At 66.6% G+C, this 21,030-nt stretch carries 23 protein-coding genes; 18 read left to right on the top strand and 5 right to left on the bottom strand.

Going from position 1 to position 21,030, the window contains the following annotated elements; all coding sequences use genetic code 11:
- Positions 1 to 210 (bottom strand): hypothetical protein (locus tag C5E41_RS34160; protein ID WP_181063454.1); only part of this gene is annotated, 210 nt, incomplete at its 3' end.
- Positions 211 to 318: 108 nt separating this feature from the next.
- Between C5E41_RS34160 and C5E41_RS27770 the strand changes: the two genes are divergently transcribed.
- The 13 genes from C5E41_RS27770 to C5E41_RS27830 all read left to right on the top strand — a co-directional run bounded on the left by C5E41_RS27770 (position 319) and on the right by C5E41_RS27830 (position 11,291).
- On the top strand, positions 319 to 1,185 hold the full coding sequence (locus C5E41_RS27770; protein ID WP_181063455.1) for a hypothetical protein: 867 nt from the start codon (positions 319 to 321) through the stop codon (positions 1,183 to 1,185).
- A 100-nt stretch (positions 1,186 to 1,285) separates the two neighbouring features.
- On the top strand, positions 1,286 to 2,920 hold the full coding sequence (locus tag C5E41_RS27775) for a hypothetical protein (RefSeq protein WP_258081306.1): 1,635 nt from the start codon (positions 1,286 to 1,288) through the stop codon (positions 2,918 to 2,920).
- 199 nt (positions 2,921 to 3,119) lie between these two features.
- Positions 3,120 to 5,069 carry a hypothetical protein gene (locus C5E41_RS27780; RefSeq protein WP_104378695.1) on the top strand — a complete coding sequence of 650 codons (1,950 nt, stop codon included), beginning with the start codon at positions 3,120 to 3,122 and terminating at the stop codon, positions 5,067 to 5,069.
- Positions 5,066 to 5,878, top strand: a complete 813-nt coding sequence (locus C5E41_RS27785) for an ESX secretion-associated protein EspG (protein ID WP_104378696.1) — start codon at positions 5,066 to 5,068, stop codon at positions 5,876 to 5,878. The genes C5E41_RS27780 and C5E41_RS27785 overlap by 4 nt, the downstream gene beginning before the upstream one ends.
- A 47-nt stretch (positions 5,879 to 5,925) precedes the next feature.
- Complete coding sequence (locus C5E41_RS27790) at positions 5,926 to 6,246, top strand: hypothetical protein (RefSeq protein ID WP_062961765.1); 321 nt, start codon at positions 5,926 to 5,928, stop codon at positions 6,244 to 6,246.
- Positions 6,240 to 6,626, top strand: coding sequence for a YbaB/EbfC family nucleoid-associated protein (locus C5E41_RS27795; protein ID WP_258081307.1), 387 nt, complete (start codon positions 6,240 to 6,242; stop codon positions 6,624 to 6,626). Before C5E41_RS27790 ends, C5E41_RS27795 begins: the two co-directional genes overlap by 7 nt.
- A gap of 124 nt (positions 6,627 to 6,750) precedes the next feature.
- Complete coding sequence (locus C5E41_RS27800) at positions 6,751 to 7,065, top strand: type VII secretion target (protein ID WP_104378697.1); 315 nt, start codon at positions 6,751 to 6,753, stop codon at positions 7,063 to 7,065.
- Positions 7,062 to 8,429: a hypothetical protein gene (locus C5E41_RS34165; RefSeq protein ID WP_439956498.1), complete on the top strand. Its 1,368-nt coding sequence runs from the start codon at positions 7,062 to 7,064 to the stop codon at positions 8,427 to 8,429. The genes C5E41_RS27800 and C5E41_RS34165 overlap by 4 nt, the downstream gene beginning before the upstream one ends.
- Before the next feature lie 9 nt (positions 8,430 to 8,438).
- Entirely contained in the window at positions 8,439 to 8,735 is a 297-nt protein-coding gene (locus C5E41_RS27810) for a PE family protein (protein ID WP_104378698.1), read from the top strand.
- 15 nt (positions 8,736 to 8,750) lie between these two features.
- The gene (locus C5E41_RS27815; RefSeq protein WP_104378699.1) at positions 8,751 to 9,719 is read left to right on the top strand and encodes a PPE domain-containing protein; all 969 of its coding nucleotides are present in this window, start codon (positions 8,751 to 8,753) and stop codon (positions 9,717 to 9,719) included.
- An 8-nt stretch (positions 9,720 to 9,727) separates the two neighbouring features.
- Positions 9,728 to 10,516 carry an ESX secretion-associated protein EspG gene (locus C5E41_RS27820; protein WP_104378700.1) on the top strand — a complete coding sequence of 263 codons (789 nt, stop codon included), beginning with the start codon at positions 9,728 to 9,730 and terminating at the stop codon, positions 10,514 to 10,516.
- A gap of 78 nt (positions 10,517 to 10,594) precedes the next feature.
- Positions 10,595 to 10,930, top strand: coding sequence for a WXG100 family type VII secretion target (locus C5E41_RS27825; RefSeq protein WP_030513428.1), 336 nt, complete (start codon positions 10,595 to 10,597; stop codon positions 10,928 to 10,930).
- A gap of 49 nt (positions 10,931 to 10,979) precedes the next feature.
- Positions 10,980 to 11,291, top strand: a complete 312-nt coding sequence (locus C5E41_RS27830) for a WXG100 family type VII secretion target (RefSeq protein ID WP_104378701.1) — start codon at positions 10,980 to 10,982, stop codon at positions 11,289 to 11,291.
- A gap of 92 nt (positions 11,292 to 11,383) precedes the next feature.
- Here the strand turns inward: C5E41_RS27830 and C5E41_RS27835 are convergent, their stop codons facing one another.
- From C5E41_RS27835 to C5E41_RS33495, 4 genes are all read right to left on the bottom strand, one after another.
- Positions 11,384 to 11,716, bottom strand: coding sequence for a hypothetical protein (locus C5E41_RS27835; RefSeq protein ID WP_104378702.1), 333 nt, complete (start codon positions 11,714 to 11,716; stop codon positions 11,384 to 11,386).
- Positions 11,713 to 14,208: an AAA family ATPase gene (locus tag C5E41_RS27840; RefSeq protein ID WP_104378703.1), complete on the bottom strand. Its 2,496-nt coding sequence runs from the start codon at positions 14,206 to 14,208 to the stop codon at positions 11,713 to 11,715. The genes C5E41_RS27835 and C5E41_RS27840 overlap by 4 nt, the downstream gene beginning before the upstream one ends.
- Before the next feature lie 477 nt (positions 14,209 to 14,685).
- The gene (locus C5E41_RS27845; protein ID WP_104378704.1) at positions 14,686 to 15,285 is read right to left on the bottom strand and encodes a GNAT family N-acetyltransferase; all 600 of its coding nucleotides are present in this window, start codon (positions 15,283 to 15,285) and stop codon (positions 14,686 to 14,688) included.
- Complete coding sequence (locus C5E41_RS33495) at positions 15,282 to 15,944, bottom strand: hypothetical protein (RefSeq protein ID WP_146097711.1); 663 nt, start codon at positions 15,942 to 15,944, stop codon at positions 15,282 to 15,284. The genes C5E41_RS27845 and C5E41_RS33495 overlap by 4 nt, the downstream gene beginning before the upstream one ends.
- 30 nt (positions 15,945 to 15,974) lie before the next feature.
- On the opposite strand from C5E41_RS33495, the gene C5E41_RS33500 reads away from it, so the two are divergent.
- The 5 genes from C5E41_RS33500 to C5E41_RS27870 all read left to right on the top strand — a co-directional run bounded on the left by C5E41_RS33500 (position 15,975) and on the right by C5E41_RS27870 (position 21,015).
- Positions 15,975 to 16,436 (top strand): hypothetical protein, encoded by a 462-nt coding sequence (locus C5E41_RS33500; RefSeq protein WP_146097712.1) that lies wholly within the window; start codon positions 15,975 to 15,977, stop codon positions 16,434 to 16,436.
- Positions 16,437 to 16,854: 418 nt separating this feature from the next.
- Positions 16,855 to 17,547: a hypothetical protein gene (locus C5E41_RS27855; RefSeq protein WP_146097713.1), complete on the top strand. Its 693-nt coding sequence runs from the start codon at positions 16,855 to 16,857 to the stop codon at positions 17,545 to 17,547.
- A gap of 294 nt (positions 17,548 to 17,841) precedes the next feature.
- A complete protein-coding gene (locus C5E41_RS27860) occupies positions 17,842 to 19,401 on the top strand; it encodes a pyridoxal phosphate-dependent decarboxylase family protein (protein ID WP_219823269.1) in 1,560 nt (519 codons plus the stop codon).
- A complete protein-coding gene (locus C5E41_RS27865) occupies positions 19,394 to 20,311 on the top strand; it encodes a class I SAM-dependent methyltransferase (protein ID WP_104378708.1) in 918 nt (305 codons plus the stop codon). The genes C5E41_RS27860 and C5E41_RS27865 overlap by 8 nt, the downstream gene beginning before the upstream one ends.
- Positions 20,308 to 21,015, top strand: coding sequence for a nucleotidyltransferase domain-containing protein (locus C5E41_RS27870; protein WP_104378709.1), 708 nt, complete (start codon positions 20,308 to 20,310; stop codon positions 21,013 to 21,015). Before C5E41_RS27865 ends, C5E41_RS27870 begins: the two co-directional genes overlap by 4 nt.
- Positions 21,016 to 21,030 lie beyond the last annotated feature (15 nt).

The raw sequence follows: 21,030 nt of genomic DNA on the forward strand, positions 1-21,030 counted from the left end.
CCCCACCAGCCGCCGCATCAGCCGCCGCGAAAGCCCGGCCCGGGGCAGCCCGGCGTAGGCCATCACGGCCCCGACGGTGGCCATCACGACCGCCGAGGTCACGGGCACGGCGACCACGGCCACGACCACCACCACGGCGGACCGGGCGGCTACGGTCGAGACGACCACGGCCGTCCGGGGCGGCACGACCTCGGAGGCGACGATGGGCACCGTCCTTCCGTTCGCGGGCTGCCCGGCAATGGTCACGACGGTTCGCCCGCCCGGCCCGGTGGCCACGACCGCGGCCCCGGATCCGGCCGAGGCTTCTCGAATCCGGGTGTGCCAGGTGTTCCGGTGCCGGGTTCGCAGGCTCAGCCGAACATCCCGGTACCGCCGTGGCTTTCGGAGGCAGGTGGCCCGGGCGATGCCGCCCTCGAACCGCGTGCGCCCGACGGTTCACACGCGGCGATCCCACCGGATCATGGTGTCGGACAGGGTCCTGGCGGTGCCGGCCGGTACGGCAACGGGAACGGCAACGGCACCGGCCACGACCCGGGAGCCGGAAACGGGAACGCCCACGATCGACAGTTCTCGGTCGATCGCCCGTTCACCCTCGGCGATCCGGTGGCGGGTACAGCGGGCCATGATGGGGCGCAACCGGTTCCGGCGATCCAACCGCAAACCGGCGGTCCGCAGAACGGTTTTCCGCCGTTCGCGCCACCGATGCCGAACGGCAACAACCCGGCCTCCGCCTCCACTCCGGCACGCCACCCCGTGCACCCGACCGGCTCGCCGACTCCTGCCCCGCCCCGCGTCCTGGTGCGGGAGTTCAACGGTCACCGTTGTGCGGAGGTCGATCCGCTCACCGGATCGCTGCACGAGGCCGCCGAGCCGATGGGCCCGTTCAGCGGGGTGTACGGCGATCTCGACGGCGTGGAGTTCGTCTTCTTCCGCACCGACGATCGGCTCTTCCTGCGCGTGGCCGGCCAGTTGATCGACGTCGACGATCTGGCGGTGATCGTGCACTGGCAGCGTGCGGGCCGCCGGCATACCGAGTTCACCGTCACCCGAGCGGGACTGGCGGTGTGCACGGCGCGCTATCGCCAGCGCACACCGGAACTCGACCTCGGCTTGTGGATTCGCGATGTGCTCGACAATCCGGCCCACCGTACGCAGATCTTCGCCGACGTCCGGGGTGTGCGGTGAAAAGCGCAGCACCGCACACTGTTACCGAGCATCGCACCGATGAGGATGTCCGCGGCCGGCCGCGCCGGACGGCGGACGCGAACGAGGAGAACACCGCGACGTGACCCGCCCCGATGACCACAACCCGGCCCCGCAGCCGGAGGCCGATCCGGCCGCTACAACGGTGTCGGCCCGACCGGACAGCGCACACGCGGCCGCCGCGCCGGCTCCCGCACTCGACGACCGGTCCGATCTTCCGGCGCACGACCCCGCGGGTTCCGCCGCCGAGGACGAGCCGGACGTCGGCTTCACCCTGGGTGGCGGAATGCCCGAATCCATCGCGGCGGCAGTCGATCCGGAGGCGCGCGCCAGGGAATTGGCACACGGGATCGCGCGCGAACTGGCGGCGGTCGCGCCCGAGGGGTGGCACGAGTTGACCGCTGTCTTCGCCATCACGGTGGTGGTCGGCGGCGGCGAGGTCGTCTTCACCGACGATCAGGAACGCATGCTGCGCGCCGATCCGCCCGAGTCGGTTCTGGAGTTGGTGCGCGAGCACCGCGACCTGTCCGCGGCCTTCGACAGCGGTCCCTGGTGGCGGCTGTTCGTCCGATTGGACCGGGCCGGGCATCTGCAGGTCGACTACGACTACGGTGACGAACCGTTCCCCGACGATCAACTGCTGGCGCCGGAGGCGTATCTGGCCGATCTGCACGCATATCCGCGTGATCGGGTGCCGGTCTGGCTGGGCGCCTACATCGGGCACGGCGACCGGCAGTCGCGCCCACCGGCCGTCGCGGCCCGGCAAGCGCGCGCCGATCGAGCCGAGGGTGTGGTTCCCGTGGTGTCGGACGACGACTTTCCCGATCTGCCCACGCTGTGGAGCCGGTGGGCGGTGATGGCGGCCGCCTTCGTCGCCGCCGGATCGCAGTGGGGTCCGCGCGTGTTGCCGTCGCTGGGCTGGTTCGAGGGTGCGCGGCGTGGCGGCAGCACGCTGTATCTTCTGCCCGGCGGCCGGGCCGTGCTCTCCGGCGGGGTGTGGGAGGCGCCGGCGCTCGATGCCGCCTACAACGGCGGTGCCCCGCTGCCGCGGCTGTATGCAGGAGCACCGGAATGGGTGTCGAATTCGGTGCTCAATCCGCGCTTCGGCGACGGGCTGCTGTCGTTCTGCTACTGGTGGGAGGACGGGCGATGGTATCGCGGTGAGTCACCCTCGGCCGATCATCTCAGCGACGCGCTGCCGGGTGTGTGGACCTCGGCCACCGTCGCGCAGGTGATCCGCGGCCTGATCGACGGCGAAGCCGACGACGAATTGCGCTCCGCGGTGGACACCCTGGTCGCCGCGGCCGAGGCGAATGTGGTCACCCGCGAAACCCTGGTCGCCGTCTTCGGCGACGACGGCGGCTTCGATATCGACGGCGCCTTCAACCAGCTCACCCTGGCCGGTGCGACGCCGACGGGCCCGGCGCCGCTGCCGCAGCCCGAGGCGGTCGAGCGGGTGCGTGATCACCTCGGCGAGGCCGGGATCGCTACCGACGGATATCCGCTGGATCGGCTACACGCGGACCGGATCTCGGTGGGCTGGATGGTGTACGTGCCCGCCGAGCCCGACGAGGTGGCGATCGGGCGGGCCGTGTTCTACGTCGCCGACGACGGTGTGCTGGAACAGTCCTCGTCCTCGATCGCGCCGTCGGTGTACGTCGAGGGTTTCGAACAGCGGTTCCGGGAGCGGCGCGGCGCACTGCGGGCCGGGTGGTGACACTCGCCGCCGGTGTTTCACCCCGCGTTCAACTGCCGTTGCCGCCGGTGTTGCTCGCAGGTCGCAGAATGTTCGAAAGATGATGTGGGACTTGCTATTCGGCATATCGGCGCGGGCGGGGGACGACCTGCGGCCGGTATCGCCGGCGGGGTGAACGCGCAGCAGCTTCCGCTGCGACCGAATTCGAGGAGCACGACCGATGGCGCCCGATCCGACTACGCCCGTCGCTACGGGTAATCCGTGGCCGGCGTTGAGTGACTATACGAAGAACCACACCTCCGGCAAGGATGCGTTGAAGTTCGAGCCGGACGTGGCCCTGGAGGTGGCCGCGGCCGCGGAGAGCACGATCGCCGCGCTGAAGACATTGCAGCTCTACACCGACGACCTCACCGCCGGTTCGCCGGTGTCGAATCTCGCGTCGGGCACCGCACTGGGTAAGAAGTTCGGTACCGAGGCCACCGATCTGAAGACGGTCTTCGAGGACCACAAGACGATCCTCGGCCAGATGATCGACACCTTCATCGCGGCCGGCAAGGCCTACGGCACGATGGACGGCTTCAACTCCGCGCTGCTGGACAACGTCAGCGGCAAACCGGACTACATGTGGGACGCCGACGGCCTGGACCCGATGGGTGATCCGCCGAAAGTGCCGGCGACCAACGACGATCTGAAGAATCCCGTCGACGCGATGGACAACAAGGCGGGACTGCAGTCGTTCCAGTCCTCGACCATCAGCCCCGAAGCGCCCGACTACATGAGCTGGTACGACCTGTTCCAGGTCGGCAACTACATCCGGGTCAACAAGGTGGCCGAGAATCTCGCCAACCACGCGGGTACCTGGTGGTGGATGGCGACCGAGGTGAACAAGGTGTACTCGGATCTGCTGAACAAGATCGACTCGGTGACCGTCGACAAGTGGAGCGGACCGGGCAAGGAGACCGCGGTCGCGGCGGTGCAGGCCTACGGCAAGAGCATCCCGGGGTTGTCCACCGCGATCAAGGGCACGGGTGATCTGCTCGTCTACACCTCGGGGTGGTTGAACGAGACTCAGTACAGCATGCCGCCGAACAACGAGGCCGATGCGACGACACAGCAGCAGTGGATCCAAACCGTGCGCGAGAGTTTCCGGCGTACCTATGTCTTCGGGATGAACCAGTCGTCGTCGCACGTTCCGGTACTGCCCGCGGCGGCGGCGGCATTCGGCCAGATTCCCGCCAATCCGTACGACCCGACCGGCCAGAACCCGCCGGGCAGTCAGAACCCGCCCGGCAGCCAGAATCCGCCCGGCAGCCAGAATCCGCCCGGCAGCCAGAATCCTCCAGGGGGCAGCACCCCGCCCGGCGGCGCGACCCCGCCGGGTGGTACGACTCCGGGCGGCTCACCCAACGACGCACAGGCCAAGGCCGCACAGGAGGCCGCGGCCCGGCAGCAGCGGGAGGCGTTGGCGCAGCAGCAGAAACAGGCCGCGGAATACGAGAAGCAGCAGAAGGAAGCTCAGCAGCAACAACAAAAGGAACAGCAGCAGCAACAGAAGCAGCAGGAACAACTGCAGAAGCAACAGGAGCGGCAGCAGGCGGCCGCACAACAGCAGCAGGAACAGCAGCAGGTCATGTCCGCTGTCCAGCAACTGATGTCGGCCGCGCAGCAGGGTGTCCAGCAGCTGATGCAGGCATTCCAGCAGGTTGCTCAGACCCTGACGCAGCAACAGCAGCAGGACGCGCTGGCCAAGGCCGGGCTGGGCGATATTCCGGGACTGGGTATTCCGGGTATGGACGGCTCGGATCCGCTGTCCGCCCTGGCGGGCGCCGGAGGCGGTGCGGGTGGCGGCGGTGGCGGTGTGCCCGGCGGCGGTGCCGGGGTGCCGGGATTGCCCGCGCTCAATCGCGATCTGGCGCAGGCCTCCACGTTGTTCCCGCGGGCGAGCACGCTCAGCACGGCGTTGAGCGCCACCACCGTCGACTCCGCGACCGGCCGGGCCGGCGCCGCGCCGATGGCGGGCACTCCCGGCTCACCGGGTGCGGCCGGGGCGGGCGCGCAGAACCAGCAGGGCAAGGAGCACAAGCGGCCCGCCTATCTGGACTCGGTCGAGCATCTCGAGGACGCACTCGGCGATGCGCCCGTGGTCGTGAAGCCGGTCGTCGAGAAATGAGCCGCAGCTGGAGCTTCACCGATCTCGAATTCGTCGTCATGTGGCGGCATTTCGGTGACGAGGGGCCCCCGCGTCCGTTCGTCTACACCACCGACATTCCGCTGGAGGACGATTTCCAGCGCGAATGCACGCGCCTGCGCGACCGGATGCTGGCCCGGCCCGACCACACCCTGTTCGACGCGGTACGCGACTGCACCCGGCCCGATCTCGCCGTCCTGGTCACGGGATTCGACGGCCACGACCCGCATCGCGGCGAGGGAGCGGTCCGGCTGCTGGCCGCCCGGCGAGAGGATCGCGGCTACCTGCTCACCCAACTGCCCGGCCGTACCCTGTTGCACGCCGGTGGATTCACCATGGTGCAGTGCGATCCGCTGCGGCTGGCAGATATGGTCGCGGATGCCCTGCCACCGGTCGAGGCCGGTGGCTCCGGGCACATTCTGTTACCGCCCGATCCGGAATCGGCGGCCGGCGCCACCGAAGCGCACTACGTATCGGCCGACAGTGCGGGCGGTGCCCCGCAACTGTGGGACAGCTACGACGAGCCCGACGACGCCGCCGGGCAGCGCTTCCTCGATATCGTCCCGGAACGCTCCGGATCCATCGAAATCGCGCAGGGCGTATCGCGTTTCGGCCCGCGGGGTCGTACCGTCCGGCATCTGGACTGGCGCGACCTGTCCGGCGACGGCCGCTACGTGATCCAGGCGGGCCCGCCGCGCACCGCCGCCGGAGTGGACCGGCAGGGACTGATCGCCGCGATCAATGCCGAGATCATCACCGTCGTCCGCGCGATCAAGGACGAGCGCGTCTGACCGTCCGGCGCCACCGCGCCCGATTCCGACCGACAACGAGGAGCATGATGTCCACCGCGACAACGCGATCGGGAGCGATCGCGGTAGAGACCACGGAACAGGGCCTACCGCTGCGGATTTCGATCGAAGCGAGCGAATTACGCCGAGATCCCGCCGAATTGGCCGCCGAGTTGCTCCGGCTGTGCTCGCGCGCGGCCGATCGGGCCGGACTCGCACGGCGGCGTCAACTCGCCGAGGCCGGACTGAGCAGCGACCTGCTCGCCTTGACCGGACTGCCCACGGCCGAGCAGGTCGAACGGCAGGAACTGATCGACGAGCAGGAGTACGACACGGAACCGCAGAGCTGGCTGAGGTCGGTGGAGTGGTAGCCCAGGACGCCGGAGACGACGCGAACGAGGGGGAGCCGATGGCGAATATGCCTGGTCTGTCCGGTGTTTCGGTGATGGACGAGTTGGTCGCCCGCACGGAGCGGCAGCTGGAACGCATGCGCGATCTGGGTGACCGGATGGCGGGGGTGCGCGCCCGCGAAACCTCACCGGACGGCGCCGTCACGGTGGAGGTCGACGGTAACGGCGCCTTGCTCGATCTCGTTTTCTCACCGTTGGTGAATCGGCTCACCCCAGCGGAGTTCGAGCAGGTGGTAGTGTCCACCGCGCGCAGCGCCGCCGCCCGTGCGTTCGCGCAACGCGGTGATCTGATCGCCGCATTCAACGAGGAGAACGGCGCCGGTACGCGCGAGATTCACTGACGCGTAACGCGTTCTTAAGCTGCGCGCGTGCCAATCTACGTCGACGCCTGTTGCAATTGCTCGGTAGATGTTCGATCCGCCGGTTACGCGAGCGCGAATCGGCTTACCGGGCAGGGGCTTTCAGATGAGCGAGTTGGTAGCAGTACCGGAGGCGATCCGTCGCTACGGGGACACGGCGGCCGCTATGGCCACCGAAACACTCTCCGCGGGCACGGTGAACCAGGCGGTGGCCATCGCCGCGGCCGTTCCGGTCTTCGGTTTGATCGGTCAGGACTTTCTCGCGACATACGCGCTGGCGCAGGCGAATCACCTGAGTTCGGTGGTCGAGCTGGCGACGGTGCACGCCGGTACCGCGGTGACCGCGCATCAGAGTGCCGCCACCTACGCGACGACCGACCAGGACAACGCCGACCTCCTCGGCGGAATCGGCCGCGCGTGATGGAACCGGGCCTGGACCGGTCGATCGTCGACCTGTTGCGCCAGAGCGCGATGGGGTCGATCGTGGACCGGCCGGTCAACGACGTACTGCGGGAGATGGGGCTGCCGGGCCTGCCGCAGCTGCCGCCGGCGCCACCGCTGCCGCAGCTACCGCCGCTGCCGGTGCTCGACCTGCATGCGCTGACCAAACCGATCACGGATCTGGCCAGCAGTTTCGGCACCGGCAAACTCGGCGCCGGCCCAGGCGCGGACCCGACGCAGGTGCTCTCCCAGGTCTCGGCCGTGCTGCAGACCGTCGTGCAACTGGGCACCACGGCGATGCAGACGGCGATGTCGCTGTGGCAGGGCGCGGGCGCGCTGTCGGCGGCGGCCACATCGACCCAGGCGGCCGCCGACGGTACGGCGGTGGCGGGCCAGGGTGCGCAGATGTCGCTGGGCACGACCGCCGCGGCCGGCAGCGTATTCACCGGAAACGCGCTGATGACCGGCATCACCTCGAAGTATCTGACCTCGCTCGCGGCGGCCGCGCCGTTCATCGTCACCCCGCCGGGTCAGGTGTTCGTGCTGGCGATGTCGGCGCAGACGCTGGCCGAGGCGCTCGCCGTGGTCACCAAGACGCGGGTCGAGCTGACCGCGCACAGCGCGAAGATGGCGCACACCGGCCAGAAGGTCAAGATCACCAACGTGCCGCACGGGGTGTCGAATGTCGCCGCGCAGCGGGTCACGGTGCCGCAGGCTTCGCTGAAGTCCGTGGCCGGCACCACGTCGCGGCTCAGCGCCACGCCGTCCGGGATGTCGCTCGCGACCAACGCGTCGAGCTCGAATAGCGCCGCCGGCAATGCGACGCAATACGTTGCGCAGGCACTGCAGATGGTGCAATCCTTGTCGGCCGTCGGCGGGACGGGTGCGCAGGCGGCCACGAGCCTCACCGGCCGCGCCGCGAAACCGATCGCGGCCCCGGTCGCGGCGGCGGCCGGAGCCGGGGCCGGAGCCGGGGCACCCGGTGGCATCGGCGCACCGGCCGTCGGCCCATCCGAGATGTCCTCGCCCCTGCAGGCCGCGCGCACCCCGTCGATCATGACGGAGGCGGCCGTCACCGCGAGCACCGAGTCCGCGATCGTCTCCTCCGGCACGGCCGGCGGCCCGGGCATGATGCCGATGGCGCCGGGCGCGGCCGGAATGGCCCGCGCCGCATCGGATTCCAGCGGTGCGAGCGACGCGGTGCGCGGTCAGCTCGTCACGGCCGCACACGGCAACGACGTCGTGGGCGACATTGCCGGAGCCTCCCTCCCCGTGGTCGGGGCCGCCGACGCGGTCACCACCGCACCGGACACCGAGCCACCGGACAAAGCTCTCACCCTCTAGGAGTTCGTGATGGAATTCGATCCCGTAGTCGCGGCGCGCACCGCCGCCGATCTCGACGCACTCGCCGACCGTCTGGAGGCGGGCCTGCAGGCCGACACCCCGGCGCTGTCGGTCGCGGCTCCCGGTATCGACGAGGTGTCGCTGCGTGCGGCGACGACCCTGACCGAGGTCGGCGCGTCGTTCGACTCGTCGGGCAACCTCGGCGTGCAGGAGCTGCGCAAACTGGCCGCCACCCTGCGGGCGCAGTCGCGCGGGCTGTCCCGGATGGACAGCGAGAACGCCGCCGACCTCGGCGCCACGGCCTGATCGGGGCGCGACGACATGGTCGAACCACCGGGTGACGGCTTCACCGGGGTGGTCTGGGAGGCCAGGCCGACCGAGCGGCTGGCGCGCGAACTGACGACCGGTCCGGGATCGGTGCCGATGGCCGAGGCCGCTTCGGCATGGGGACGGCTGGCCGCGAACTTCGATGCCGCCGTGGTGGATTACGACCGGATTGTCGCCGAGATCCGCAGACATTGGCAGTCCGACCGCAGTGACGAAGTGCTGGAACGTATTACGCGGATGCGGGATTGGCTGCTCGACGCCGCGACGGCTGCCGGGCGCAACGCCACCCACGCCGCCGAACAGGCCGCGGCGTACGAGGTGGCCCGGCTGGCGATGCCGCATATCGCGGAGATCGCGGCGCTGGAACAGGCGATGCATACGGTGCAGGCCATCGGGGCCGCGATGGGCGCGCCGCTGGTCGGCGCCGCCGCCGATATCAGCGCCGATCAGGACGTGGCCAAGGCCGGCGCGGCCCGGGTGATGCGCACCTACGAGGCCGCCACCGAACCGCTCGCGATGCCGTGGCAGCAGATCGAGCCGCCGGTGCTGGCCACGGGCGACGCCCTGGCGGGGGAGCAGGCGGCCGCCGCGGTGGCCGCCGAATCGGCACCCGCGATGCCCGCCATTCCCGGGATGCCCGCCACGCCGAACCCGGCCGCCTTCGATATGCCGCGCGCCCTCACCGGCACCCGTGTCCAGACCGTCGCCCAGGTGGCGCGGTCCACCGAATTCACCGCGCTGCAGGCCTCGCCCGCGCAGACCGGGACGGCCACCGGCCAAGCGGTCCCCGCCGCGGCCGGCCCCGCCGCCGTGCAGTCCGAGGAGGAACGCGTCGCCCGGGCGGGGGCGGCGGACGCACCCGCCGTCGGCGAATTCGAGATCGACGCCGGATTGGCCGCCGCCCCAGCGGTTCTCGGTGGCATCGAGACGCCGCCCGCGGCCGGAACCGCGAGTCCCGCATAAGGAGTGTCATGGCGACCCTGACCAACGACGCCGTCCTGGCCGTCGCCGAATTGCTCGGCGTGCAGACGTTGCCGCTGGTGCTGGAGGTCGGACCACGGCAGGACTCGATCGACGCCTTCACCGCGGCGCGAGCCGAGGCGCTGCGCGGGTTGCGCGGCGCCGGACTCGTGGACCGCTACGACGACGTCGAGCCGGAACTCGGTGCGGCCCTGTCGATGCTGGCGCGGCCCGAGTCCGAACTCGCGGCGCGGATCGTCACCGCGGCCGGGGTGCATCGAGTGTCGGTGGTGCGGCGCGGCGCCGGGCACGCGGTCGCCGTCCGCACCGGCGACCAGATCGACGTCCGCACCATCTGGGCGGACGAGGACGGTGCGGCACTGGCCCGCCCCGTGCTGGAGGTACTCGGTCCCGCCGAACCCGCGGATATCGCGAGCTTCAGCGCCGCCACCGACGAGCTGGTCCCGCGTCTGGACAACGCCAAGGCGGCAACGGAATTCGCCGAAGCGCTGCACGGACTGGACGTGCCCGAACGCGCGGCGATCGAATTCGGCATGGCGCTCTCGCGGTGCCACGCCCACGCCGAGATCGTCGCCTACCTCCACGCCGACGGCATCACCACCCGATCCTCCGGCGCCGTGGCGGTGTACGACACCGCCCGGGGCCGGATCGCGGCCAGCCCGGGCGCCGCATCCGACCAGCGGATGTGGACCACCTTCACACCGGGATCCGATCACCGCGTCGCACAGGCGATTACGGCGCTGATCGGCACCTTGCCCGGGGGAAGGTGGATGCCCTAGCTCGCGAAATCCCGTGCCAGTGACCACCTGTACTACCGACCACCCGCATTACCGGAAAACACAGAGAGGGGCCTTTCGATGGCCGGACAGCAAATCAGTAACGATGCAGCGAGTACTTCGCAGGCGCAGACCGATATGGCCAACTCGGTCGATCGCATCCGCGCCACCATCGCCCGCGTGACCGAGGCGGTCGATTCCGCCAAGCGCGGCTGGCAGGGTGACGCGTTCTCCGCGTGCAACAAGGCCGCCCAGGACTGGGACGAGGAAGCCGCCAAGCTGAACCAGATCCTCAACGAGATGACCGAGGAAGTCGGCCACGGCAACAAGACCTACACCGGCCTGGAGAGCGAGAACGAGAACGAGTTCCGGCAGCTCATCTCGCAGACCGGCGGTCTGACCAACCTCGGCGTCTGAGGCGAATCCAGCACAACCGTTCCCCCGCACACGTACGAAAGGTAGTGACATGCTTTACGAAAGAACAGTTCTCCAGGAGCTCTCCGACCTGCTGAACGGCTTCCACAAGGACCTGCAGTCCGAGGCGAGCAACCTGCAGGACTGCGCGGCCAAGCTGGCTCAGGCATGGGAGGGCAACGCCGGTCTCGAGGCGTTCCAGCAGTCGAAGCAGAAGTGGGACCAGCAGTTCGGCGACGTCAACGGCGACAGCGACCCCAGCACCGCCATGGGCAAGGTGTCGGCACTGTCCAAGGCCGTCGCCGCCGCGATGAACAACGCGACCGCTGCCGACAAGGTCGTCGCCAACGGCTTCGGCGGCTGAGTCCGGCACGGCCGGAACAGTTCTCACCCACGAAGGGCCCGCCCGACGTCCCAGATCGGGCGGGTCCTTCGCCGAACGAGCAGGGCCTAAGGTCAGCTCTGCTGCAGACTGCGGACGATCTTGAGCAAGTGCTGGACTTCGTGATACGTGGGCGACAGCTGGTATGCGTGCTGGTGGCACGCTTCGGACAACCGCGTCCACGCGTACTGGGATCGGGACGACACGTCGCTCTCGTCGCGGTAGGCGACCTCCAGGCAGGCCAGGCGGGCCCGGCTGCTGGCTCCGCCTGCTTCAATTCCTTTTGCGCGCAGGAGTTCGTCGACGATTTGTTCGAGCGCAGTCCGGGTCAGCCAGGCCGCGATCCGGTTGCTGTGCGGGGATTGCCGGGCGACCTGCGCCGCCGCCAGATCCAGTAGACTGGTCACTTTCCCGCCTTCTCGATGTCGTCGACCAGGCGCTGAACGTCCTTGGCCGCTTGGCGTGGATCAGAGGCCGGGGTGAGTCCGTTGTGCATCTTGGGTCCCGCGATGTGCAGCGCGGACTTCTGATAGGGCGCTCGTGCCCACTGTTCGAGTACATGGTTTGCCTGTGGTTCGCCGAACACGCCGAGGATTACCTTGGCTCGGGTCGTGGCCGCTGCCCCCCACTCACTCTCGAGTATTTCGAGCGACCGTCCAGCTCTGATGTTGCGCGTGAAATACGTATGACGAGCGGCTGTTTCGACGGCAAACCGCAGCATGCCGGGCAGCGTCCGGCGCATGGCTTCATCGGGGAGCTTGCCATTCTCATATTCGAGCACCAGGCCGAACGCGTCTTCGATATACCGTCGAGCGGGATCGGTGAGCGTGGTGATCGACACCTGGGAGTCCTTGCCGCGGTTGACTTCCACGATCGTGGCCGCGAAGTCTCCACGCCGCACCGCGGCGGGTAGACGGTCGTCGTGGGAGAAGACCACGACTTGCCGGGTCTGGGCGAGTTCGCTCAGCAACGTGACGAGCCCGTCCACCTTGGCCGGATCCATGGCTTGCACGGGGTCGTCGAGAATTAGGAACCGGAAGGGTGATTCGGCCATGGTGGCGCGGGGCAGGAAGAGGGCGAGGGCCAGTGCGTGGAGCTCACCCTGGCTCAGCACGGTGAGCCCATCCGCGGCCACACCATCGACCAGCGAGTCGATGCGCAGTTTGCGCCGGGTCGCGGACCCTTCCAGACAGAGGTCACCGATCTCGACGTTGCTTTCCTGCCGCAGCATCGACCAGGCGTGCTGGACGCCGACGCGTATCGGCGCGAGGCGTTCGTTGCGCAGTCGGCGATCGTTGTCCTGAAGCCACTTCTTGGCGTCGTTGAGCTGATCGACCACTGGTTTGGCCGCGAGCCATGCTTCCCAAGCGGCGCACCAGGATTGGAGCTCGGATTGCACCGGCTGCCATCGGTCCTCGCGCTCAGCGATGCATGCCGCCGTAGCCTTGGTAACCGCGTCGACCGCGTCGCTGAGTGCGGCGGCGTGGGTTTCCAGATGGTCGGCGAGCTGTGTCGTCGTCGGTGCGACGGGGCCGCTCATGATCGCGGCCCACCCTTGCCACGCGCGGCGGGCGGCAGCCACCGTCTCGTCGAGTTCCTGGACGGGGGAGCGGTCGAGTACGCCGGGAGCCGGCTGCAGCGCGTGAACGGCCGCGGCGTGTGCCAATTCCCTCAGTTTCCGGGAGTCGTTCAGCGCGGCCAGGTGTTGGCGGTCCGCGCTTACCGCGGCACGGCTTTCCCGAGCCCACGTCGCGTTCAGTGTGCCGTCGTGACACACCGGGCACGCCATGTCGCCGTGCTCTTCGTGTACCTGGAGAGCCTGTTCGAGCAACCGCAGGGTGGACAGTTTGCGATCACTGGCCGCGTCGTTGAGCTTGGTCACTTCTGCATCGCTCTCGCGCAACCGCTTCGCGATGGCGATGGCGTTGTCCGGTGTGACCGGCACCGTCAGGTTTGCGAGCTCGCGCAGCTGCGGAACCGGCCCGCTCGCACAGGTTTTCGTCTCGTGCAGTAATGCGCGCAGCCGGATCAGATCGGGCGCGGTCTTTTTCAGTAGTGGCGCGACTGCGGTGGCCCGCTCATCGTCAAGCTCTGCGACCGCGTCCGCCAGCACTTTGCGCCGTTTCACGAGTTCGTCACCGGGTGCCTTGTAATCCTTGTGCCGCATCGATATTCGATTGATCACGGCTGTCAGCTGTTCGACTCCCAGGACGCGTGAGATCGCGTCGTGCAGATCGCTGGGGGTGCCGTTGAGCATCGCACCGAGCTCGTCGTAGGACAGGATCGGGCGGAATCGCTGCAGCGGTCCGTCCCACCCGAGGTCGCCGCGACCGATCTGCTGTTTGCCGCCGCGTCGTTGGGTGCGGGTGGTGTGCTGGTTCACGTCGGTCTCGTCGTCGGTCCAGTGGAGGGTCACCACGACCGGCTCGTTGTCCTCCTCCACCAAGCTCACCGCAACGCGCGCGGTGGGATGGTGCAGATTGCGCCATTGGTCACGCCACTGTGTCGATTTCTTACCGGCCCAGCGAAAGGCGCTGTCGGTGAGCGTGAGCTCCAGCGCCTCGGAGATGCTGGACTTTCCGGATCCGTTGCGTCCCGCCACAATCGTCAGTCCCGGTTCGGGCCGCAGATTCAAGGTGGTGGCCGGTCCGATCCCCCGAAAACCCTCGACCTGCACCGAAGTGAGGAATGTGCCGCGAGCCTCTGATGCTGTTTCAGCGGCAGCCGGCTCCACGGCGTACTGGGCCGGCGTGCTCCCTCCGAGGTAATCGTCGAGCGCTTGATCGCCTTCGAAGGCCGTCAGTATCAACAGTCCGACTTCGTCGGGTAGGTCCGATCCGTCGATCTGTTCGGCAATCCATGGTGCGAGGAGTGTCCTGTCCGAAAGCGGATCGGTCATGGCGGTGAACCCTTTCCGTGGGAGGTGATTCGGGTGGAGCCAGGTAGGGCAGGCACGACGTCGCCCGCTCAGTGATGTTCACATAGTCATGGAGTGCGTGAATGTTGTCAAGTGATAAGTTGCTGGTAAATCTTGGCGCGACACGTCCAGTGAAGGTTGTGCATCTCGGTCATCTCATTGACGAATGCGCCTGTGTCGCTGTGAATCGCGTCGGCGGTAGCGCCGTCCCAGCCCGCGCTGAGGGTCGAGCAGATCTACTGCCCGGCCCGGCCTGGGCAGTCGCTGGCAGCGGCATGAGAGCCTTTGGGAGGTCAAAAGCCGGGTGGCCCGGTCTGGAGGTAGCCGTTGGCGATACCTGCGGTGACCTGTCACGGCGTGCCGATACCAGCCTTCGCCGGTTGTCCGGTGCGGTGAGGCTTCGGCGTGATGGCGGCGAACGCTTCTTCCGTGTCAGTTCACCCACTCCGCGGGCAGGCCTCAGGCTTGGTGTCGCTCGGGGTGAGCTGCGAGTTCCATGATCAGGACATCGAAGAGGGGCGCGTCGGGCCAGTTCGGACGTAGATGTCCGACGCGTTGCCAACCCCATTTGAGGTATGCGTTGTACGCGCGAGTGTTCTCCGGTTCGACGAGCAGTGTGGCGCGTTGTTCGGGACGATTCCGGAGCAGTTCGTCGTGTAGAGCGTGGGCAAGTCCGTGGCCGGTGTGTCCTTGGCAGACCATGATCTCGCTGAGTGCGAAGGTGCGGGTGCCCGTTTCGGCTGTGAAGTCGTCGGTATCGCCGCTGTCGAGGTGGAGCCCGTCCCACCAGGCTGTTGTGGGAGTGAGTGGCCATCCCCATGCTTGACCGATGGCGTTGCCTCGAACGCGGCTGATCACGAGTTCGAACCCGGTTGATCGTGCGGGATCGGTATATGCGTCGAACCGGGCCATGAACTGCTCTGGCGTATCGAATAGCTCGCCTGATGCGACGGCGTCGGCATAGGACCGGCGATAGATGTCTTCGACGATGTCCTTCAGTTCTCGCGCTTGGCCGGCGTCTAGGTGCTCGAACTCGACGTCGTCGGGAAGCTGGGTCATCCGGTGATGGCTTTCTGTGTGAGAGCGTCGAATTGGTGGCGGAAGGTGTCGCCCGCCGCCATGTCGTCGGCGGCCCGGCGAACTGGTTCCAGGACGCGCAAGGTTCGAGTTGAGGCCACGGTGGAGAGGTCCGTGATCACTGGTGTGCCGGTCTCGAGGGCGCCTGCGACATCGCCCATCTGTGCCCTTGTCGTGGCGATCCATGCGCGGAGATTGATCGCGTTGCGTGTGCCGGCCTGTTGGTCGGCGGCGATGGTGTACAGCTCGAGTGATCGAGGTAGATCGCCGACATCGCCGTATCCGCGCGCTTCGTGGCCGCCGATTTCAGCGTGGTTCACGAACCGTAGCCATTGGGGGCAGTCCTCGATCGCCTCGAACTGGGCGGCATGGTCCATCTCACGCCATGCGGTGGCAATGGCGCGGCCGAATGCGATGCGATCGCCGAGAGCGGCCTCGGCCTGTGCTTCCCGTACAGCGATCAGGGCGTGGATCCGGCCTGGAGGTCGGCCGCGCATGAGGTCGCGAGCCCGGCCGACCAATTGTAAGGCTTTGTGTGGACTGCCTTTTCCGGCGCGTGCGAGCGCGATGGATTGGTTGGCCGCGCACAGGCAGGTGTCTGCGATCAAGTCGTCGTTGTCGGCTTCGGTGCCGAGCGCCATGGCGTCGGCGAAGCAACGCTGCGCTAGGCGATGGCGGTCTGCGTCGTAGGCCAGCCATCCAGTCAGTACCGCCAGTTCTCCGGTCGCGCTGGTGAATGCGACTCCGGTTTTGCTGTCGTACGTGCTGATGTGCAGCGTGTGCTTGGCCCGCTCGAGTTGTCCGAGCGCGAAGTCGACCAGTTCGGCGCCACCGGTGTGTTGGTCTTGTTGTTCGAGGGTATCTACCGCGGCCAGCAAGCGATGGGCGTCGCTCATCCCGATTCGGGCGTGATCGCCGGACAGGAAGGCTACTGCTCCGGTAGCGGCGAGCTTTCCGAAATCGCGCCGTCTCACCTCTTCATCGACTTCCCGCTCGACTGCCCCGGACTCGGTCGAGCCAGGGGTGTTACTCGACGCGAGGACTGGTGCCGCGCCGCTGAGAACAGGATGCCAATTCGTAGCCGGCCGCGCACCATGCAGATGTATCCAGAACCGTTGTTCCTGAGCGTATGAGAGACGCTGGTACACGGTGTCGAGCGCTTCCGCTGACCGCCCTCTGACGGGGCGGTCGGTGGTTGCCTTCTGCTCCCACTTCTGGACCGTTTCGACCTTGAAACCGACGAATTCGGCGAATTCTTCTTGGGTCATCCGGAGGGCAGCCTGGCGCAGAGCGCGAACTTCGGCCTTGGTCCATGTGCTCACGATCATTGCCGCCCCCGTGATTTCGGCGCTGGGTATGAGAAGCGTACGACTTCCGTCGGAATTCCGTGCCTGGGATCACACCTGAGGGTGCGCGACGCTCAATCCAGGCCTCCGCTGCCGGTCCGACCTCAGACCCTTTTTGGGACGTCTTTCATCTGATCGTGACTCCACGATCGGCGCGAGATCGCGGTGGCGGATGCCTGCAGGCACGAGCTGAGAGGACTTCGCAATGAGCTCCGGAAAGTGGAGTGTTGAGCGCCCGACAGCGGTCGGTCTGGTGCGCACCGATGTTTCTGGAACCCGAATGACACGACATGCCAGCATGATTCGTCGACATGCCCACCGTTTGGGGTACCTCTACGTCTACACGGTGTGCCCGCCTGTCGATGATGATCCGATTGCGTATGCGCTAGGGGTGGCCGCCGGTTTCGATGCGGACGCGCTGTTCGTCTACGACCTGAAGACAGTCGGTCATACGCCGAGCCGAGTGTGCGAGATGGTGGGTCTGGAGACGGTCAGTCCGCCTGCGACCTGGGCGGTTGCCGTGTCCGGCGATGCCGATTCGGCGCACGCCTACCCGGAGCAGTCGCTTACGGCCGAGGCCGCTCATCGAATCATGCAGCAGCACTTGAGTTGCCGTGCCTTCGGATGCCAGAGGAAGGCCGCCGCTTATAGCTTCCTGGTCCGCGCGGGCAAAATTGTCCCGCCGGTAGCTAGTCCGCGTGAACGAGCTGCCGCGCGAGGGTTGCCGTTCCGCCTACATCGCGACGCGTGCGGCTCGCTGCCCGCGGGCGTCACTCTGTCGACTCTGCTCAACGTTTTGGCCGGGCTCGCTGAGCTGGAAGGCGATGCGGATGCTTCGGCCGCCACTGACCCGCCAGCCGATAGCACTGAGGCTGGAAGTGATAGCAGGTTGTCATGAGCTTCGCCAGTCCTTCGGCAGCTCAGCATGTTTCGCCTCTGCCGCACGAGCCGGACGTGCTTCTTCGTGTCCGCATCGGTCTCTTGCGCGGGCAGGAATTGAGGTTCGTTGCCTGCGAGTCGGCAGCCCGCCGGTTCGCCGAGTGCTGGGTCGCCTATCACCGGCCCGACACCGTCGTGTTCGCGCTACCCGATCGGACGTGTCCGCGGCTCCCATGCGAGCGCCTGTGGGCACTCCCATAGCCAGTTCCACTGATACTTCGCTTCCAATGAAACCGAAACGCAAGGGGCCAGAATGCGTGACCATCATCGAATCGAACAAATTGCCATGCCGAGGAGGCTGAACGAGTCCATCCGGCAGCGCTCGACCGCAGGTACAGCCAGCGCTGATCTGCACCGTGCCCTCGATCTCGGAATTTTGTTCAAAGGGCAGCCTGATGTTTTCGAAAGGCGAATGCCGGTCGACGAGATTCGGGATCGTCTGGTCACCGAGTTGCCGGCGGAGGGACTGACCGTCGAAGCGGCCTTGGAGCATTTTATTGCCGAGATTCTGCCGCTGTGTAAGAACGAGGCGAGTCCTCGGTTCCTCGGTTTCGGCGACACCGGCGATGATCCGGGAGCGTTGGTCGGTGGCGTCCTTACGATGTTGACGCAGCAGAACATGATCAATCAGAGCTTCGATTCACCGAGCGCTACCTTCATCGAGATTGCGGTACTGCGGTGGTTGAGGGAGTTGATCGGGTACCGCAATCTCGCCGTCGCCGATGTGTCGTCGGTGTGGGACGTCGGTGGCGTGGTCACGTACGGCGGAACGACGAGCAATGCCGTCGCGATGTTGTTGGCACGTGAAGCGAAAGCACCGGGAACGATGCAGCACGGTGTGACTGAGGTCGACAAGTTCGGTGTTGTCGTGCCCCGTGGTATCGGTCATTACAGCGTGAAGAGTGCGTTGGCCTGGATCGGTGTGGGAGCGCGTGTGATCGAGGCGAAGACTCGCGGGTTTCGCTATGACCTGGACGATTTGGTGCGGTTGTTGGCTGAGCACCGGGGCCGGGTGATGGCTGTGGTCGCATATGCCGGCGACAGCCGTACGCAGACTGTCGACCATTTGCGCGAAGTGCACGATGTGGTCCGCGCTGCCGATCCGGCGATCTGGCTGCATGCCGATGCATGCTGGGGGCTGGTTGCCACATTCAGCGACGTGTTGCGTCACCTGGTAGCGGGCATCGAGTTGTTCGACAGCGTGACGGTCGACCCGCACAAGGTGATGGCGGTGCCATATGGATTGAGCGCGTTACTGGTTCGGAGACCCGACAGTTTGCGCATGGTCGCGAGTCATTCTGATCTGATCATGCAGGAGGACTTTGCATTCGGGCAGGTTACGCCGTTCATCGGCACGAAAGGCTGGTCGTCTTTGAAGCTGTGGATGATGATGGTGACCAACGGGCGAACCAAGCTCGCCGAAATCGCCGAACGGCGAATCACCCTCGCTCGTCGGTTTTCAGACTTGGTGGATGAGCGGCCCGGGTTGCGGCGCCTTCATGAACCCGAGCTTGCGGCAGTCGCGTTCATTTGTCTTCCGTCCGGCCTTTCCGCCAATGGATGTCTCACCGCCGCGGACCTGGAAGAAATCAACGTGCTGAACCGCCGTGTCCATCAACGAATGCTCGAGGACGGCCGTTGGTATCTTCACCACTTCACTTTGCCCGATGACAACGGTGTGCTTCGCCGCGGAGAGATCGTGCATGCGTTGCGGTTCATGGCGAACAATCCGCGGCTGACCGACAGCCACATGACCCAGGTCTTGGACTACGTGGCAGAGCTCTGCCGGCTGGTGGATGCGTGCGATGAGTGAGCTTGGTCAGTTCCGGGCCGTGTACGAGTCCGCCGGTGTGTACGACCAGCTGTTGGTGCCGCACTACTTCGACGGCCGAGATGACGTGGCGCTGGTCGCGGACCTGCTCGAGCACATGATCGGTATGTCCGGCCAGACGTTGTCTATTGTTGAATTCGGTTGTGGTACAGGACGAATGACCTCGGCATTGGAGCCATATGCCTCTCGATTGCTGGCTTGTGATTACAGCGCGGCCATGATCGATGCCGTGGTCGACAATGTCCCGGCAGTCGAAACGGTCCGGGCGGATACTCGTGACGCGGTGGCAAAGTTGTTGCGCGAAGGTCAAGGCGGCCGTTTCGATGTCGTCGCGGCGTTCTGGTCGTTGAGCTATCCGATAGGGGAGTTCTTCGAGCAAATGTCCGCACGCGCGATTATTCCGCGCGAGGACGTCGACCTGGCTCGGGAGCGAGCCATGCAGTTCGTCGGAGACATGGTGAAACTGCTTGCACCGCAGGGGCATTTCGTAGCCCTGCACTTCGATGCCGAGACGCCCGAACAACGGCTTGTCACCCGACTGTGGGAACGAGTCTGCCCATTTCCTGAGGGCGGGCGCAGCTACACGCTGAACCTCCTGCTCGACGGGCTACGTGCCTCCGAAGACCACGGGTATGGCGTTGTGTCGCACACGCGCTGTGGTGGGTCAGCCTTGGCGCCCAACCGGGAAGCGGCATTGCGATGGTTCTTGGCGGTGCACCTCAAGAGCTATCCACCACTCGTCCAGGACCCGCAAGTTCATGCGGAGATAGAGGAGTTTATCGACCATTACGCTCTGCCAGACGGGTCGGTCGCCCTGCCCAGTGGGGCTCACGTCGTCCATTTCCGGCGCAGCAGCCACCCCGTCTGTCACATCCCTCGGCGGCAGCCATGAGCATTCTCGCCGCAGTGGAACAAGCCTGCCGCATACGGGGTGACTACGTCGGTCGCCAGGGATATGGGCTGGTCTACGGCTCGCATGCCGCCGGGACCGGCACGCCGACATCGGATCTGGATCTCGTCCTGATCGGTCCTGAACAACTTCCCGCGACGCGAATGGGCCAGCTCATAGCCGAGGTCTGCGCACTTCATCATCGATTCGGGCTCACCTTGGATACCGAAGTCGCCTACGAGACGAAGTTGTTCGCCACTTTCGATGACGTCCACAACGCCGTCGCGCTGCGGTGCTTCGACCGCGACGACGGAACCATCCGAGCGGTCCCAGTCGTGGCCGAGCCTGAATTCCTGAACTCCCATCGGTTTGGAGCGCGCCTACTGCTCAACGCTCTCACCAGTCCACATATCTTTCTCGGCGGCAACACCACTCGATATCGCGTTCACCAGCAGGAAGCAGAGGCAGCGTTGGCGCGGCTCGCGTTGGCATTGGTGCCGGACACGGTCGTGAGCATGGCTGACATCAGCCGCGCCGTTGTCTGTTGTGCGAGCGCGGCTGGTAAGGATTTCCTCGGGTACGACGATGGAGCGCACCTGCGGTCGACACTTGCACGTGGGTTGGGCGAACTCATGGCCGAAGGATTCATCAGCGACATCGACGGCACACACATCCGCAAACCGACGGATCGACCGCAAGAGATCTGAGATGCCAACAGGCCT

The organism is Nocardia nova, from assembly GCF_002933465.1.
Classification (GTDB): domain Bacteria; phylum Actinomycetota; class Actinomycetes; order Mycobacteriales; family Mycobacteriaceae; genus Nocardia; species Nocardia nova_B.

What these genes read in the sequence shown, in the direction of transcription:
- C5E41_RS27790 (WP_062961765.1), top strand. Translation starts at nt 5,926, where the DNA reads ATGTCCACCGCGACAACGCGATCGGGAGCGATCGCGGTAGAGACCACG.
- C5E41_RS27810 (WP_104378698.1), top strand. Translation starts at nt 8,439, where the DNA reads ATGGAATTCGATCCCGTAGTCGCGGCGCGCACCGCCGCCGATCTCGAC.
- C5E41_RS27845 (WP_104378704.1), bottom strand. Translation starts at nt 15,285, where the DNA reads ATGACCCAGCTTCCCGACGACGTCGAGTTCGAGCACCTAGACGCCGGC.
- C5E41_RS27830 (WP_104378701.1), top strand. Translation starts at nt 10,980, where the DNA reads ATGCTTTACGAAAGAACAGTTCTCCAGGAGCTCTCCGACCTGCTGAAC.
- C5E41_RS27870 (WP_104378709.1), top strand. Translation starts at nt 20,308, where the DNA reads ATGAGCATTCTCGCCGCAGTGGAACAAGCCTGCCGCATACGGGGTGAC.
- C5E41_RS33495 (WP_146097711.1), bottom strand. Translation starts at nt 15,944, where the DNA reads ATGGCGCTCGGCACCGAAGCCGACAACGACGACTTGATCGCAGACACC.
- C5E41_RS27825 (WP_030513428.1), top strand. Translation starts at nt 10,595, where the DNA reads ATGGCCGGACAGCAAATCAGTAACGATGCAGCGAGTACTTCGCAGGCG.
- C5E41_RS27815 (WP_104378699.1), top strand. Translation starts at nt 8,751, where the DNA reads ATGGTCGAACCACCGGGTGACGGCTTCACCGGGGTGGTCTGGGAGGCC.
- C5E41_RS27860 (WP_219823269.1), top strand. Translation starts at nt 17,842, where the DNA reads ATGCGTGACCATCATCGAATCGAACAAATTGCCATGCCGAGGAGGCTG.
- C5E41_RS27785 (WP_104378696.1), top strand. Translation starts at nt 5,066, where the DNA reads ATGAGCCGCAGCTGGAGCTTCACCGATCTCGAATTCGTCGTCATGTGG.
- C5E41_RS27865 (WP_104378708.1), top strand. Translation starts at nt 19,394, where the DNA reads ATGAGTGAGCTTGGTCAGTTCCGGGCCGTGTACGAGTCCGCCGGTGTG.
- C5E41_RS27800 (WP_104378697.1), top strand. Translation starts at nt 6,751, where the DNA reads ATGAGCGAGTTGGTAGCAGTACCGGAGGCGATCCGTCGCTACGGGGAC.
- C5E41_RS27855 (WP_146097713.1), top strand. Translation starts at nt 16,855, where the DNA reads ATGAGCTCCGGAAAGTGGAGTGTTGAGCGCCCGACAGCGGTCGGTCTG.
- C5E41_RS27820 (WP_104378700.1), top strand. Translation starts at nt 9,728, where the DNA reads ATGGCGACCCTGACCAACGACGCCGTCCTGGCCGTCGCCGAATTGCTC.
- C5E41_RS27780 (WP_104378695.1), top strand. Translation starts at nt 3,120, where the DNA reads ATGGCGCCCGATCCGACTACGCCCGTCGCTACGGGTAATCCGTGGCCG.
- C5E41_RS33500 (WP_146097712.1), top strand. Translation starts at nt 15,975, where the DNA reads ATGGCGGTCTGCGTCGTAGGCCAGCCATCCAGTCAGTACCGCCAGTTC.
- C5E41_RS27840 (WP_104378703.1), bottom strand. Translation starts at nt 14,208, where the DNA reads ATGACCGATCCGCTTTCGGACAGGACACTCCTCGCACCATGGATTGCC.